Source organism: Lysinibacillus sp. BNK-21 (genome assembly GCF_048684915.1).
Lineage (GTDB): Bacteria > Bacillota > Bacilli > Bacillales_A > Planococcaceae > Lysinibacillus > Lysinibacillus capsici.
The window spans coordinates 2,453,998-2,469,381 of the sequence record NZ_JBLQTS010000001.1; the positions used below are offsets into that span (position 1 = coordinate 2,453,998).

Below are 15,384 nucleotides of genomic sequence, written 5' to 3' on the forward strand. Positions count from 1 at the left end.
AAAAATCTGTTACTTGAACAAAATGAGCGGTGATTTTTTTATTGGAAATCTATACTGCAAGGGAGTAGCATCCTTGGATTTTAAATCATTGGTAAAGGAATATCTTGATATGATACAAGCAAGAGCTGAACGAGAAGTATTCCCTAATACGATAAGAACATACTGCTACAACTTATGGTATTTCATTGTGTATTTGAAGATAAAAGGGTTGGATATTTTGGATCTAGACGGTAAACCTGATGTTCTTACTAACTTCAAATTGTGGCTCAAGAACCCATATAGATTTCATGAAAATGTGGAGATGTTAGATTCCGAATATCTTGAAGATGACCTTAAAGTTTCTACTTCGTCCTCTGTTACTCGACAATCGGTCCCGAATGTCGAATAACTTAACTCTAAATTAAACATTTTAAGTAAGTTCTAATAGCACATTCTCTATTTCTTTATTGAAGGTAGATTCTTTCCAAAGTGTAACGGCCTCTTTCTCTTGATATTTTTCAATTAAGATTTGGATCACATTGTATCCAATAAAATACCCTAAACGTGTGAAACCAAAGTAGGAACCTCCATTAATTGAAAACCATTCATGGATAATTTCAGGTTGTGTACGTTTGTTTATATCACCCAAAAAAGTAGTGATAATATCATTTTTGTTATCCTCTGCAAATCTTAACCATTCTTCTCCATTATCATCGTATAAAAAATAGACCGATTTGTCAGCATCAGCAACTTGTTCTGAAAAATACGTTGCACATCCTTCCTGAAACAGCGTTGTAAAGGGATGAAACCACTGAACTTTAGACCAATCCATCCCCTCCTGATCTGATAAAATATTATGAAGAGTATGACCAAATTCATGAGCAATAATTACTTTTAAATGCTTATCATTAGAAGAGAGCTTTTCTAAACAAAAAGTCACTTCAGGAATAATTTGACGATGTGTAAATGCATTTGACCCATATGCTCCAACAATTATATGTACATCTTTAGTGAACTCGACATTATATTTTTGTCTGTAAGATAACACAACTTGTTGAATTAGGCTTTCGATTTTTCCACTTGATTCCTGTATCTCACTCATTTGGGAAGGATATTTTTCAATTGCGTTTTTAATCTTCTCATCTGCATTTTTACAATGATACAGGAAATATTCCTTGAAGTGTTGGGAGAACTTTTCATGGTAGTGTTTTAAGAACTGCTCCGAAGGCATGTAGTTTAATAAAAAATATGGAACTGTATTATAAATTTTCATAATTACCGTCCTCCATTATATAACAATCCTCTTCATTAATTTGAACTATACTTTTAAATTTCTCCAAATAATTTTTAGTTCCTGCTCATTTCATACAGTTTTTTCATCAAAAATTTATTATTACTAATCGAACTTAATTATTATCAATCTTTATTAAAAGGCCACAAAAAAAGCCTGTATCCATAATTACTTGGTAATTGAAGATACAGGCTTTATCTTTAAAAAATAATAGTGATGTATTGATTTGATAATACATTGTTCAATACTATATACCAATACACTATCTTCCTTATTCTAACTATCATTTTTAGGTATAATGTTTACAAATAGCAGTCTCTCTCATTTTACAGACACACAGAATAGATAGTGTCATCCACTTCCCCCTCAAAACTGTTGTGTAGTTTAAAAAGAAAGGTCTCGTGAATTCCGTTATTTATATTTATTTAAAATTTCTGCGGGAATATGACAATAATCATTTGGACATCTGGTTAATCTATCTTGATGTTCCTCTGCACTTCTGACATAGTTTGTAAGGGGCAATATTTCAACCATTATAAGCTCGTAATCATTTTGCTCTCTAAGAAATGCCTTCGCCTCTTTTAAATGCTCAGGATTTTCACTATATACGCCTGTTCTATATTTTTCGCCAACATCCTGTCCTTGTCTATTCAAACTGTAAGGATCAATGATTTCGAATAAATAGCCCATTAAATCTCGAATGGTTACAACTGTTGGATCAAACCCTGTTTTTACACATTCAGCGTATCCATCATAATCGCCCTCAAGCGTACGACTTGTTCCATTCGCTCTTCCTGCTTCTGTAAACGTAACTCCTGGTAGCGTTTTTATAAAAGCTTGTACGCCCCATAAACATCCACCAGCCAAATATACTACTTCCATCTTGCCCCTCCTTTTTTGTCTAAATACAGATCAATTTTTATTATGAACCTATTCATAAAGGAAGGCACTCATCACATTCTTTACTAATGGCTAAAAATTATTAAACCTTAGATAAACGTAACGAATCGAGTATACCAAAATGATTTTTTAACAATTTGCGCAGTAGAAGTATCAGTATAAAAAGATGTAACTACTTTTTAACATGTATTACTTTGTAGCCAATATATAAGATGAAAAACCAAACTGGTGCCACATATAGGGCAACACGCATATCTGGAATAAACGCCATTAACACAATCACCATTAATAAAAATACAATAGCAATATACGTAGAAAGTGGGTAAAGCGGAATTTTGAATTTCAGTTTGGCTACTTCCTCTTTCGTTTTTGACTTCCTAAATTTCAACTGTGCTAATAAAATAATCATCCAGCTTGTAATGACTGCAACCGTCGCAACAGCAGAAATATAGATGAACACTTTTTCAGGTACTACATAGTTTAAGACAACCGCGATTAATAACACAGCTGACGAAAATAATATCCCTCGACTCGGACTACCGTTTTTGCTTACTGTTTTAAAATATTCTGGACCATTTTTTTGAACCGATAAGTTGTGTAGCATACGTCCTGAACCATATAAGCCACTATTAAAGGCAGACATTGCAGCTGTAATGACGACAAAGTTAATAATGTGAGCCGCAGCAGGGATACCAACGTAATCGAAAATTTGAACGAACGGGCTACCTTCTGAGCCAACTTCGTTCCAAGGATAAATAACCATCATAACGCCTAGCGCCCCAATGTAGAAAATTAAAATACGCCAAACGATGTTGTTAATCGCTGATGGAATGGACTTGCTAGGATTTTTTGCTTCTCCTGCAGAAATACCCACTAATTCAACCCCACCGAATGAGAACATAACTAATACGAGTGACATTAAAATACCATGGAAACCATTTGGCATGAAGCCACCATGTGCCCATAAATTATCAAAGCCAATTGCTTCACCGTGATTGCCGACACCGAAGAAAATAATGGCTAATCCTAGAACGATCATCCCGATAATTGCCACAACTTTAATCATCGCAAACCAGAATTCGAATTCTCCATATGCTTTTACATTTGCTAAGTTTACAAGCGTCATCATCACAAGTACGACAAGGGCAGTTACCCATTGTGGAATATCTGGAAACCAGTAGTTAATATATACACCGACAACTGTTAGTTCTGCCATGCCCACGACAATCCACATGAACCAATATGTCCATCCAGATAAGAAGCCAGCAAAGCGCCCTAAATATTTATTCGCGTACATACTGAATGAGCCTGATACAGGTTCTGCTACTGCCATTTCGCCTAATGCACGCATAATGGTGAAAATAACTAACCCGCCAATTAAATAAGCTAGTAAAATAGATGGTCCCGCCATTTGAATGGTTGAACTAGAGCCATAAAATAAACCGACCCCAATGGACCCGCCAAGTGCAATTAATTGCATGTGACGAGTACTTAATTCCCGCTTTAGTTGTGAATCTTGATGATTATCTTTCATAATGCTTACTCCTCATACGTTTAGATTTTCAAATACTTGCTCAAAAAAGGAATAAAAAAAACGCCCTTTTGGATTAACCAAAAGGACGATTCAACTCGTGTTACCACCTTTAATTTATAAGCAATTCACATTACTTACCTTAAGAAGTACGGTCATTTGACGATACTCTCGCACATGATTACGGGTGCTTACCGGCGTAGCCTACTTAGAATAATCCTTTCGGTACACAGCTCCAAGATGAATTCTCAATCGTTTTACATGCACCTCTCATCGACCGGTAACTTTCTGTTCGTAAAAATAATTGATACTACTTCTTTTCATAGCCTTTGTTCTATACAAATATTTTTGAATTGTTTTTCATTTTACAGAAAAAAAATAGTTTGTCAATATAATTTTCAAAAATTCTTCATAAACCGCATAAATTACATATGACAATTCTATAGGCGGTTTAGTCCAGCTAATTTTTCCTGGTGCTAAAATTCTGTGTTATTCTTTCCCACTAAACTCCCATATATTTAAACCCTCGGAAGCTTCTGGTGCTTCAAAAAATTTAGTAACTTCAATAAACGTCGCTTCCGTGTCAAAAGCTGCTCTTTCGGGTTGTTCGTTACGCCTTTGCGCAATTTGACGCAAGCATTGCTGGTTATTTAAATTAAGGTAGATTAGTTGATGGTTTGCATTGACCTCTGAAGCTATATCCAAAAACCACTTTCGCTGTTTTTGAGTGTTACCTGGAAAATCCATTACTACATGCGTACCAACACTTAAAATGTTTTGGACATGCTTTTTCAACATCGGCTTGAGCTGTGCTGATAATTTTAGATAGTCCTCAAATGATGTGATCTGATTGGGATAAAGAGAGGAAAGCCATTCATCCTCAGATAAAAGTACCGCATTTTTTTCTTTAGCCAATTGTTTTGATTTTGTTGATTTTCCCGCTCCCATTTTTCCACAGAAAAAGTATAGAGTCCCCACTTGTTTCATGTTTTTCTTCCCCCGAGCTTTTTTTATTGGTTTTAGTTGTTACCCTATCCTTGTAAAACGAACAACAAAAACGGATTCTACAAGCAAAATCCGTTCTTCGTCATTTCTTATAGTAACTCTAACACAATATTTGAGAATACATTAGCTGATATGTTATTGCTAAGATCCTATTCCAAGTGTTTTGGCGTCATCAAAAGCGTTCCATCGTTAAATCAGTATTTACTGAAACAGCAGCTTTATTACCTTTGGCAGCTGAAATCATTAAAGTGGAAGGTTTAGATCTTTCGGTTTCCCCTGCAATATATACATTTTTTTGAGTTGTTCTACCAACACCATCTGTTATGACTTTTCCATCTTCGTCAATATCACAGCCAAGCTTCTCAGCAAACTGATTGGGGCGATAATAAGAGGGGGCCACAAATCCACCCGACCTTATAATGGTGGCTCCGGATTCAAACTCTATTTTTTGCAAGTACCCATCATTACCTATGAAGTCTTTTACCTTTTCTGATATTATTTTGATATTGTGTTTTTGTAACTCCATTTCACCTTCTTTAGATAAGTGAGCTCCATTCGTTAAGACAACCAAATCCTGTGACCAATTATAAATCAACTTAGTCAAATGGAGTACATGCTCTTCTTTTTCTGCCATCACCACTAATGGCTTATCCTTTTGCTCCCAGCCATCACAATACGGACAACTAAATAGACTTTTCCCATAAAACTTTCTTATACTTGGTATAGTAAATATTTCTTGAACACCGGTGGCGAGTATTATTTTTTCTGAAACTAATTCCTGACTCGTAGATGTTTTGACAGTAAATCGCTCATTACCTATATCCTTTATAATTTCAGTAACTGTCGCATTAAGATAGGAGACGGACGGGTAATTCACCAACTCTTTTAAAGCTATTTCTTTAAATGCTTGTGGTTTTATCCCATCACGCGTAATAAATCCATGTGACGCCTGTGTCACTCTATTCCTATTTGTCCCATCATCCATTAATGCAATATTTCTCCTAGCTCTTCCTAAAGTTAAGCCAGCACTTAACCCAGAAGGACCTCCGCCTATAATGATACAATCAAGAACAGTCATTTTTACCTCCACAATGATTTGCTTTCTTTTGAATTGTAATTTGCATTCGAGAACTACATTATTTCCTACATCATGGATTTCCATTCTTTACACACTAAAAAATAACGCGGAGTTTTTGTTTATTTCGTATTAAAAAAGACGCATTCCTTTTTAAAGAAATGCGCACAATTGTGGAAGATTTTTTTAAGATAAATTTGATAATAGTTGTTCAATAGCTTCTGAGTCTTTCGGGTATGCATGAATAAATTTTGAAATTTCATTGCTATCCTACCAAGCAATTTCTTCATCTAAGTCTTGATATTGAATATCTCCACCAGTTAGTTCACATAAAAAATATTGCGTTGTTAGTTTATATTATTTGATAATTTGAGTGTTTTTTCTTATTGCAAAATCTCGCCCGATTGTTAAATAACGTTCAACTCCTGTTTCTTGTTATTGTAAACATTTTAAATGATAAAACAATTAACTAGACTGTGTGGCGTCTACGGCTATGTAAGTATTGCTATAAAGAAGCATATGAATTCTCTTTACATTCCATAGTTTCTTAAATTCATTAATTGGAACTTTTCGATTATAGCGATTGTGTACATCATCACAATTCACCAGTTTCTTTATTGATTCTGAAAGGTAAATATATTCCTTGTCATAGCCTACTACTGGGACAAAATGCAGATAGTTACGATCCTTTTGTGTTTTAATAAAAACAATCACGGGAGTTCCTTTACTAACTTCATACTTTAATGTACTTACATTTCCTTTATGATATTTTGTTTTAAAACCCTTTTTTCTTAACACCGTTCGGATTCCCTTTGGATATACAGTACCAACCCTAGTTTTACTAGGAAAATGCGTATATAACCCTTCACCATCATCTTCCATGCCAAAATGACGTAATAGATATGCTGTTGAAAATGCTGCACATTCGTTATTCTTTTGAAAATCTATTCGATTGTTTTGTTGAATAAGATAGTTAGCTGGAAAATCTCTTCTCTGTAAAACAGGTATGGGTAATGTCATTAAATATGCATTAATAATAGTTGATATAATAATCCATAAAATAACTTGACTAACTATAAACATACACGACCCCCATATCTTTGTGTCTAATTAAATCGATATTCTAAGTCCTTTTTTCACTATCCGCTCCGTTTTTTAGTATATTTTATTTCTTCTTCATTTCAACATAATTATCCAATTTTGGTTTATGTTTTACTTAATTAAATGCCCGTTTGTTGAATAAGTCAAACGTTGCTTTACTATACCAGTTTCCTAGCATCTCACTCTTTCAATATTTACTTGCTACATATTTCATCACAGCCTGGATTGTAAGGACGAAACTAATGATCGTCGATAATAAAAGCTCCATTGCTTCATGTTGATTCCATATAAGCCCATATCGCATGAGCAAATAAAAACCGCTTGTCAATGCATGGCAAGTAAATAGACTTCCCCAGATCACTGCCTTTGACTTTTTATAAGCACTACTGCCCCATAAATATTTCATATACAAAAAACAAACAACACCTATACCTATAATAAACAGTGATGTATGCGCAAAGGATGTTGTCACAATCATCGGTTCTTCGTGCGGCATATCCACATAGAGAAGGTTTCCAAGGTGAATTATGTTAAAGCTCAATAGACAAATTACCACATATAAAAACAATAGCCATTCTAAATAACCTTGTATTTTCTTTATTTGCTAAATATCTATAAAAGGGACAATAATGATCTCTCGCTCTGAAGATCGCACGGTACATTTCGGACCAAGGAATGGTATCTTCACAGCTATCACATTCTACATAAAGATCAGGTAATAAACCCTTATCTAACAAAACATCCCACTGTGTGTTGGTTAATCAGGTCCATTTTTTATACTATCTATAATGATTGCCAATACTTCCCATCATAAATTCGATTTGACTTCACTAATTCTGTTAAATAAGCCATACATTCAGTTGGTTCACTTATGATTTTTTGCTTTAGCTTTTCCCTTAGCATGTGACGCCCGCTTTCTTTTCTAACTTTACTTGCAAACCTAAAACACCACTCTCTAATTATGTAAAAAAATAAAAATTAAGTAAATGAAAAGCCTTCTTCTATAAAAGTAATTTACAAGTATGTTTTCAGCATTTTTTAGAACCATAGGGTAAATACCATTTCTCCTTTCTGCCAGCACACATATTATAGGTTGTAGAAAGGAGGGATTTTCAGTGGGATACAACGGAAACGTAGGTAACATGAACAACAGCTGCTATTATGGCGGCGACTCTGGCGGTGGCGGCTATTACGGTTCAACATTCGTATTAATCGTCGTTCTATTCATTCTTTTAATTATTGTTGGCGCTTCTTTCTTGTACTAATCATCCCAATTAGCACCTAAACCTTTTACAGACTCCTAAAGTCTGAAGGTAAAAGGGTCACTTTACCAGCCTAGTGACCCTTTTCCTTTTCAGACAATCGTGCGATAATCAAATTTGAAATGGTAAATTTGAGGTGAATTCTACATGTTGCGAATAATTAAAACATTGCTAGGCATCGCATTGATTATGGTTGGCCCTATGTTGATTGTCATTACGGTTGACGATACTGTATTTCTCAAAAATATATTATTAAGAATCATTGGTGGTCTGTGCGTTTTACTTGGCGTTCATTTATTACATAGACTGTTTCATCCGAATTCATACACAAGTAAACCCACGAGCTCCAATTAAAGAGCACTTGGGTTTACTTAAATATTTAGAAAAATATTATTCCTTGGCAAAATATTTTGGGTCTATTTGAAGAAGAATTGTATTCATATCATAAAAATTTCCTGATTTAAATTTTTCCTCATGAGTAAACCCTTGTTGTTGTTGAATAAATGCTAACCATTCCTTTTCTAACTCACTACTACTCTTTCCGTAAACTTCCTCTAATTTTTGCGCTAGTTCTTTCTCGTTATATATATGTTCAAACTTTTCGAGTCCGTAAGTATCTATTAAATATGTAACAAATGATGCCGCATGCGAGTAGCTCATCTCCATCATGACTCGATTCTGTTCTTCACTTGAAAGTGCTGGGCGAAAATAGACATCATCTTGATTTGGATCAATTAACTTACTAATAGGAATTAACTTATCTGAATCCAAATAATGCTTCATGTATTTTTCAAAGTATAATTTATTTTTTCCATATTGTTCTTCCATATAACTTGCAAAACCCTCTTGTGTAAAATAGCCATGGTCTGATCCAAAATTGTTGCCATAGCCAAGTAAAGAATGGGTCATTTCATGGACTAGTGGATAGATATCTTCATTAACACCAGTTAGTTCGATTTTCGATGCAAACCCCCAGGAGAGACCGTCTTCCTTAAACCATACGTTGATGTGCTCGGATGGCGTGTAGGAAGTATGTATAGAATTCTTTATGTGGTCGTATGCTGTCACAATTTCATCCTTTATAGCCTCTACTTTTTCTTGTGGAACACCAATCTCATTCTTAATTTCAAAGGTTATTTTGCCATCCTTTGTGACCACAATATTTTCATCGTTTTTCTCTTCCTGTATTTGTTCTTTAGGTTGAACGGTTTCTGCTGTACAGGCTGTTAATAGCAATGTACAAAGAAGGATTGTGCCTCTCCATTTAGCCATAATTACCTCCTAAAAAAGTATTTTCCAGTTTATACGAAACTTAAAATCCAAAAGTTTCATTTTTAAAAGAAAAATAGGGAAAATTAGACAAAATTATTTATAATGTTAGTAGACATGGCAAAAAGGAGGTCGCAATGAACAAAAGTACATGTATTCATTACAACCCACGCTATGGCTGGGATCTAAATAGTGATGCAAATTTAGAAATGCGGTTATTTGCCAAAGCACAACGTAGACAAGTAACTATTCTCAGCTATGGATGTGACTTAGATCATCACACCATTAAAAAAATTGCTCGGCACTACCTCACTAGGAAAAAATCTGACGAAGCCGAAGAAACATTAGAAATAAGATATGATACATATGATGCTAATTCAAGTAAACATGAAGAAAGTCAATACTATTGGAAAACCTATTTCACTAGTGAAAGAACATTAGCTGCTTTCCTACAAGCGCTACGTCGATTATCTGGTACACATATTCACTGTGAATTTAATGTGCGGGGACATTTTGAAGTAATACTAAATGGTGGGGAATTTTCTACACGTGTATTAAAAGCCCTTGATTATCCATCTATGTATAAGGAAGATTTAATTGGACGCTATCTTTTATTTATTGATACAGAATCACCTGACAATGAAATGATACGTCATAAAATACACTTGCTCCCTAAAGAGCTGCAAAGTCTCTCTCTTCCCTTAGACAGTTCACAGCTCCAATGGCAACTATTAGTAAAGGACTGGATAACAGCTATTCTTCGCTACGATGTGTAAATTTTAGCATATGCAAGATGATGGTCTATAAAACCAAGTAATCTTATCATATAAATAGAAGTAGTGTTAAGCGAATTCGTTTAACATGGCACCTCCCGATTTGTTACTAAGGGGCACTTCCATCTGTGCCCCTTCTATTTTTTGCCTATTGCACACTTCATCGCCATCCCATACATATAATTATTTCGTTATGATGGGACGTAGATTTATGTTAGAGGTTATTTTAAATTTTTTATCGAATACCTATGTTGGTCAAAATATAGCAAGGTTCCGTCAAAATGATTGGTTCCACACCATTTATTATGATGAACCGTATCGCAGCTTATTTTTTGCCAATCGTCATGTCAGAATATATCTTCAATTATTTGTATAACCTATACTCGAACACCTTTACTTCGATCATACATACTTCATTCCATAAAGGTAACAATACAATGCATTAGGAAAAGATCACAAAGAGGTGTAGAAGAAAATGAAAAAGATGTTACTCGTACTCCTCCTTATATTTGTTACTTCTTTTCAAACGATATCCGCTGAACCAACACAGGATTCTAACGAGCTGAGATTGCAGGATATGCTCATGCTTTTGCTTACTCCTTATATTGAAGAAGATTTGACCAATTATTATTCAAAGATTAGAAAGGATGTTTCCCCTCATATTACGCCTTGGAAAATTGAAGTAATTGATACAAATAGAAACCATTTCCGAGGCTTTCAAATGCAAATTACATTTGAAATTGAACCTACGGATGGCGGACAATGGATTCCTATTGGAAAGGATCGAATGACCTATGAAATTTCTTCAGGACCTGATGTTAAATTGATTCATCACACACATCTCAAAACGTATAAATATCCGCCTGAATAATACCTTCCCATTAAAATTGTAAGCTTGTCCCTTTATTGAATGTCATGCGATTTTTTTATCTGTGAATCATAAAAGCACCCCATCAAAGCTTGTCTTACTTTGAAGTGACCCCTATAAGTTAGACACGGTTATTTCGTTTAGGCAGCTTGGGTAAACTGAGTTCGGTATTCTACCGGACTCAGTTTTAATTTTGCCTTTAAACGTCTCGTGTTGTAATACGTTATATACTTTTCAAGTTCCTTTTTAAAATGCTCGACACTATCAAATTCCTTTAAGTAGAGGAATTCTGACTTCATGATGCCGAAGAAATTCTCCATGACAGAGTTGTCATAACAGTTTCCCTTACGTGACATACTTTGCACAATGCCTCTTGATTCAAGGGCGTGGCGATATTGTTTCATTTGGTAATGCCAACCTTGATCTGAATGCATCAATAATTGATGTTCCTCTGGCAACCTCTCTAGTGCCTTCTCCAACATTTCTGATACAAGCGAATATGTTGGTCTATGACCAATTGTGTACGTAATAATTTCGCCGTTAAATAAGTCTAAAATAGGTGATAAATAGAGCTTTTCACCAAACAGCTTAAACTCCGTAATATCTGTAACCCATTTTTCATTCGGTGCTTCTGCTATGAAGTTACGATCCAATCTATTAGGCGCAATCTTACCGATTGTCCCTTTATAAGATTTGTATTTCTTCATACGCACTAAGCACTTTAAACCTAATTCTTTCATGATACGTTGAACCTTTTTATGATTCACTTTTTCCCACGATTTGCTAGCTCATCACGAATACGACGATAACCATAACGACCTTCGTGTTCGTTATAAATTGCTCGAATTTCGGCCTTTAACTCGGCATCTGGATCTGGACGATCCATCTTCTTCACTAAATCATAGTACGTGCTACGTGGAATGCCTGCGAATTTCGCAAGCGCCTTCACCGAGTATTTATGCCTTAATTCATAGATGACCTTTACTTTGTCTTCTTTGGTGATTTTTCCTTGGCTTGAACTAAGGCGTTCAACTTTTTTAAGTACTCATTTTCCATACGTAGACGATTGATTTCTGCTTGAAGTGCTTCAGGTGTCCCTTCTACTGGTGCTTGTTTTGGTTGTTTGTTCGTTTCTTTTTTCATGGATGGATGCCCCTTTTTCCTTGATTGAAGGGCATCGAATCCTTTTGTTTTAAATTGCTTTTTCCAACTACGAAGTGTAGAAGGCGTAGCTATCTTAAAGATAGCTGCTGTTTCAAGTAAGGACGTACCATTTTCAATCATAAAGTTTAGTACGTCTAGTTTAAACTGTGCCGAATAATTTGTATATCGCTTTATAAACGCTTCTACGCCATTATACTCATATTGTTTCGCCCAATTAAGAATTGCTTTGTGATCTGTTCCGATAGATTTAGCAATTTCATGTGAATTTTCATTGCCTTTTATGTAACGTAAGGCTGCTTGTAGTTTTTCTTCCGATGTAAATTTAGCCATATAAAAACTGCTCCTCCAAATGTTAGATGTGTCTAACATTTGGGGAGCAGTTCAAAGCTTGTCTTACTTTGATGGGGTATTTCATCGTTATACTAAACTTCGCTGTTCATAGACGATCTATTTATTTTCTATCTCTTATTTCTTCTAGTATTTCTATTATGCGATTGTTTTGCCTTTCAATCGATTTTAACTTTCTCTCTATTATGCTTGAAGAGAAAAACACAATTAGTACAATTGCTATTCCAATTAGTAAATCCATTTTACTTCCCCCACTGTTTATTTATGTAATTTCACTTCATCCTACATAGATTTTAAAAGAAAAAGATGGCTCTATACGGAGGCCATCTTTAAGTAAAGTATCCATGGTTGCGTACTAATTAATGCTAAACAACGATGAATTAACGGATTCGAGCCTTGCGGAAGCCGTCGAATATACTGATTGCCGCAGATACAACAAATATAATAATTATGCCGCCCATTAGCCATATTTCAAATTGCTTAGTAGAGGTGGTAAATAAATTACTCATGTACGCGATACTTTCTTGGTTCATTAAATTCGGATTACTTACTATCACAATGAATACAACGGTTGCGAAAAGCTCCACAATTGTATTAAAGATTGCCACCTTTTTCGTCCATTGACCTTTCAGTAGTTTGTAGAGAGCTAACCCAATTTCGAGAGCAATGACAACGATCACAATGGGCGAATAATGAAGTAAAACATCCTGATTTAAAGCTGGCATTACGAATTCGAGGCCCTCTCCACCATCTTCATATATACCTAAAAGATGATTTGCATAAAAATAAAAAGTTGCCCAAATGGCCGTCCACATTAAATAGCCAAATACTTCAAGCTTGGTAATTGCCTTTTTCTTAGGAATATAAATGACGGTTTTCAGATCTTCGGGAGTCCATTTTTTTAGACTTGCTGATAATGGATGCTGCTCTTTTCCTTTATCAGTACGTTCCAAAATGACGAATACGACCGTTAGCCAGAAAAAGACATGTATGCCTACTTCAATGATTCTCCATATTCCTTCACCCATCATATTGAGGACAGCATTCATAACCGCTTCTTCCCCACCAAAACTAATAAAATATTCAGCAATCATTGAGATTACTGCAATGACAGCGGCAATTGGTATAATCATTTTTAGTAACGAAAGGTATACATCAAAATAGCGAGGGCCGATTAAATGCATTGGTTGATCACGATAACCGCTCGCTAACGCCGCTGGATTCCCTAACTTTTCCAGCGCTTCCTTTACATCATGCTCATTGTAATCATCAGGTAACATATCCTCAATGGTTGATCGTAACTCAAGTGCGATATCCTCACGATTTTTTTCAGGCAGCCTCCGCGTGACTTCTTGAATATAAATTTCAGTCAGATTCATCTTTATCCTCATCTCCTTTTAGTAGCTCATAAAGTTCTTTTGAATTATTAATCCATTCTCGTTTCAATTGCAAAAAGACGTCTAATCCAAATTCACTTAATACATAATACTTGCGGGGTCTACTCTCAGAGGTTTCCCAGCTACTTGTCACTAACTCTTGTTTTTCTAAACGGCGAAGCAATGGATATAAGGTACTTTGATCAATGTTAATGCCCGAATCTTCCAATAATTGAACAAGTGAATATCCATACTGCGGTGTTCGTAATTGACTTAAAACGGCTAATGTCAGTGTTCCTCTCCTAAGTTCTGTCATTAATGAATTCAGTAACGTACTCATTCACTCACCTCAATTTCACTTACTATATGACATACACTGTATAACTTATACTATGTATCGTACACTATTGTTGTTACAACAACAAGCAATTTTATTGTCCTTTATAGAAAAAATAGCTGTTTTCAGGAGTCTTAGTCCTTTTTCAGCTGCTTGGTTTCTACCAATTAAAACGGAATGGCAAAATTTATAGCAACAACCTTCTGCTAATTAAAGGTCCAATCACTGTATTATCGTCAAATTTCCAATACATAACATTTCAGACATTAGTCTGAAGACAATCATTGATGTTAGACGTTATATTGTATTTATACTTTTTAACGATAAAAGTATGAGGAAAAATCCTAGACAACCATTACGTATAGAAAAAAATTACTACTAAAACGTTCAAGTATCTTAATTTATAAAAACTATACGTAATGTGTTTGTTAGATTTGTACTTGAAAAATTACCAACAGGTAGAACATCTTGTACAACGTAGCGTACAGTGATGTTTTTTTTATGCGTTTTTGCTATGAGCAAAAACTGTATGTTCAGACCGATTAACTATTTATTAATAAGGAAATACAAATGTGTCGAGGTGACTTCTATGAAAGAGAAAATGCATTTTACAATTTTAAGTAACGATTCAACTGACGGAGATGGAGGTTACGGAGTAGGTACCCTTGATCTAAATAATGTAACGTCAATTATTATAGATTGTGAAAAAGAGCACGTGTTTATAGATTTAGAAGCCTTACACGGACGAAGTAAAATTGAAAAAAAAGTTCGTTTTTCACCTGATCTAGCTCATGCTAGTAGCGATTATTATCGTTATTGGATAGTTTGGGTAGCGATTCAGGTTAATCAAAATGGCCCCTATTATGCGGGATGTACCGCAAGTGAAGTACGGGTATCAAAAGAAGAACGTCGTATTAAGCTTGGCTATAAATCTTTGCCAGAGCAGGTAAATTATTTAGATAAGGCACTGAAAGGGAAATTTCTCTTGCAGCATATAGATAGTCATTCAAAAAAACTACTTTATCAGTTTTTATCTGAATTTAATGAAGCGTATTGGAAACACTCACCCGAAGAATTAAAACACCAGTTGTCTGTATAGGAGGAT

The 15,384-nt window shown here is 35.0% G+C and carries 17 protein-coding genes, 1 pseudogene and 1 other annotated feature; of the genes and pseudogenes, 6 read left to right on the top strand and 12 right to left on the bottom strand.

The window, feature by feature from the left end; all coding sequences use genetic code 11:
* Positions 1-409 precede the first annotated feature (409 nt).
* The 7 genes from ACMGGO_RS12490 to ACMGGO_RS12520 form a co-directional block, all read right to left on the bottom strand.
* On the bottom strand, positions 410-1,252 hold the full coding sequence (locus ACMGGO_RS12490) for a DUF5700 domain-containing putative Zn-dependent protease (RefSeq protein WP_066037847.1): 843 nt from the start codon (positions 1,250-1,252) through the stop codon (positions 410-412).
* 429 nt (positions 1,253-1,681) lie between these two features.
* Positions 1,682-2,152: a peptide-methionine (S)-S-oxide reductase gene (locus tag ACMGGO_RS12495; protein WP_066037846.1), complete on the bottom strand. Its 471-nt coding sequence runs from the start codon at positions 2,150-2,152 to the stop codon at positions 1,682-1,684.
* 190 nt (positions 2,153-2,342) lie between these two features.
* A complete protein-coding gene (locus tag ACMGGO_RS12500) occupies positions 2,343-3,704 on the bottom strand; it encodes an amino acid permease (protein ID WP_048393780.1) in 1,362 nt (453 codons plus the stop codon).
* Positions 3,705-3,782: 78 nt separating this feature from the next.
* Positions 3,783-4,034, bottom strand: a binding site (T-box leader).
* A gap of 156 nt (positions 4,035-4,190) precedes the next feature.
* A complete protein-coding gene (locus tag ACMGGO_RS12505; RefSeq protein WP_288580841.1) occupies positions 4,191-4,688 on the bottom strand; it encodes an AAA family ATPase in 498 nt (165 codons plus the stop codon).
* Between the two features lie 190 nt (positions 4,689-4,878).
* A complete protein-coding gene (locus ACMGGO_RS12510; RefSeq protein ID WP_281216533.1) occupies positions 4,879-5,784 on the bottom strand; it encodes an NAD(P)/FAD-dependent oxidoreductase in 906 nt (301 codons plus the stop codon).
* A gap of 462 nt (positions 5,785-6,246) precedes the next feature.
* Positions 6,247-6,864 carry a cysteine peptidase family C39 domain-containing protein gene (locus ACMGGO_RS12515; protein WP_066037844.1) on the bottom strand — a complete coding sequence of 206 codons (618 nt, stop codon included), beginning with the start codon at positions 6,862-6,864 and terminating at the stop codon, positions 6,247-6,249.
* 205 nt (positions 6,865-7,069) lie between these two features.
* The gene (locus ACMGGO_RS12520; RefSeq protein ID WP_374806357.1) at positions 7,070-7,423 is read right to left on the bottom strand and encodes a hypothetical protein; all 354 of its coding nucleotides are present in this window, start codon (positions 7,421-7,423) and stop codon (positions 7,070-7,072) included.
* A 601-nt stretch (positions 7,424-8,024) separates the two neighbouring features.
* Between ACMGGO_RS12520 and ACMGGO_RS12525 the strand changes: the two genes are divergently transcribed.
* Together ACMGGO_RS12525 and ACMGGO_RS12530 are read left to right on the top strand one after the other, a co-directional pair.
* Positions 8,025-8,147 carry a YjcZ family sporulation protein gene (locus ACMGGO_RS12525; RefSeq protein WP_081010967.1) on the top strand — a complete coding sequence of 41 codons (123 nt, stop codon included), beginning with the start codon at positions 8,025-8,027 and terminating at the stop codon, positions 8,145-8,147.
* Between the two features lie 144 nt (positions 8,148-8,291).
* Positions 8,292-8,498, top strand: a complete 207-nt coding sequence (locus tag ACMGGO_RS12530; RefSeq protein ID WP_374806356.1) for a hypothetical protein — start codon at positions 8,292-8,294, stop codon at positions 8,496-8,498.
* 36 nt (positions 8,499-8,534) lie between these two features.
* On the opposite strand, the gene ACMGGO_RS12535 is transcribed toward ACMGGO_RS12530, so the two are convergent.
* On the bottom strand, positions 8,535-9,416 hold the full coding sequence (locus tag ACMGGO_RS12535; protein WP_374806355.1) for a hypothetical protein: 882 nt from the start codon (positions 9,414-9,416) through the stop codon (positions 8,535-8,537).
* Positions 9,417-9,550: 134 nt separating this feature from the next.
* Between ACMGGO_RS12535 and ACMGGO_RS12540 the strand changes: the two genes are divergently transcribed.
* The 3 genes from ACMGGO_RS12540 to ACMGGO_RS12550 all read left to right on the top strand — a co-directional run bounded on the left by ACMGGO_RS12540 (position 9,551) and on the right by ACMGGO_RS12550 (position 11,057).
* A complete protein-coding gene (locus ACMGGO_RS12540) occupies positions 9,551-10,189 on the top strand; it encodes a hypothetical protein (protein WP_374806354.1) in 639 nt (212 codons plus the stop codon).
* 208 nt (positions 10,190-10,397) lie between these two features.
* Positions 10,398-10,562, top strand: a complete 165-nt coding sequence (locus ACMGGO_RS12545) for a hypothetical protein (RefSeq protein ID WP_374806353.1) — start codon at positions 10,398-10,400, stop codon at positions 10,560-10,562.
* Between the two features lie 99 nt (positions 10,563-10,661).
* A complete protein-coding gene (locus tag ACMGGO_RS12550) occupies positions 10,662-11,057 on the top strand; it encodes a DUF3888 domain-containing protein (protein WP_328025253.1) in 396 nt (131 codons plus the stop codon).
* A gap of 137 nt (positions 11,058-11,194) precedes the next feature.
* Here ACMGGO_RS12550 and ACMGGO_RS12555 read toward each other — a convergent pair.
* The 4 genes and pseudogenes from ACMGGO_RS12555 to ACMGGO_RS12570 form a co-directional block, all read right to left on the bottom strand.
* A pseudogene (locus ACMGGO_RS12555) lies at positions 11,195-12,548 on the bottom strand (IS3 family transposase).
* A gap of 121 nt (positions 12,549-12,669) precedes the next feature.
* Positions 12,670-12,807, bottom strand: a complete 138-nt coding sequence (locus tag ACMGGO_RS12560; protein WP_004228528.1) for a hypothetical protein — start codon at positions 12,805-12,807, stop codon at positions 12,670-12,672.
* A 139-nt stretch (positions 12,808-12,946) separates the two neighbouring features.
* A complete protein-coding gene (locus ACMGGO_RS12565; protein ID WP_328011653.1) occupies positions 12,947-13,945 on the bottom strand; it encodes an HAAS signaling domain-containing protein in 999 nt (332 codons plus the stop codon).
* A complete protein-coding gene (locus ACMGGO_RS12570) occupies positions 13,932-14,282 on the bottom strand; it encodes a PadR family transcriptional regulator (RefSeq protein ID WP_048393791.1) in 351 nt (116 codons plus the stop codon). The genes ACMGGO_RS12565 and ACMGGO_RS12570 overlap by 14 nt, the downstream gene beginning before the upstream one ends.
* Positions 14,283-14,868: 586 nt before the next feature.
* Between ACMGGO_RS12570 and ACMGGO_RS12575 the strand changes: the two genes are divergently transcribed.
* Positions 14,869-15,378, top strand: a complete 510-nt coding sequence (locus ACMGGO_RS12575) for a YwhD family protein (RefSeq protein WP_374806105.1) — start codon at positions 14,869-14,871, stop codon at positions 15,376-15,378.
* Positions 15,379-15,384: the final 6 nt, after the last annotated feature.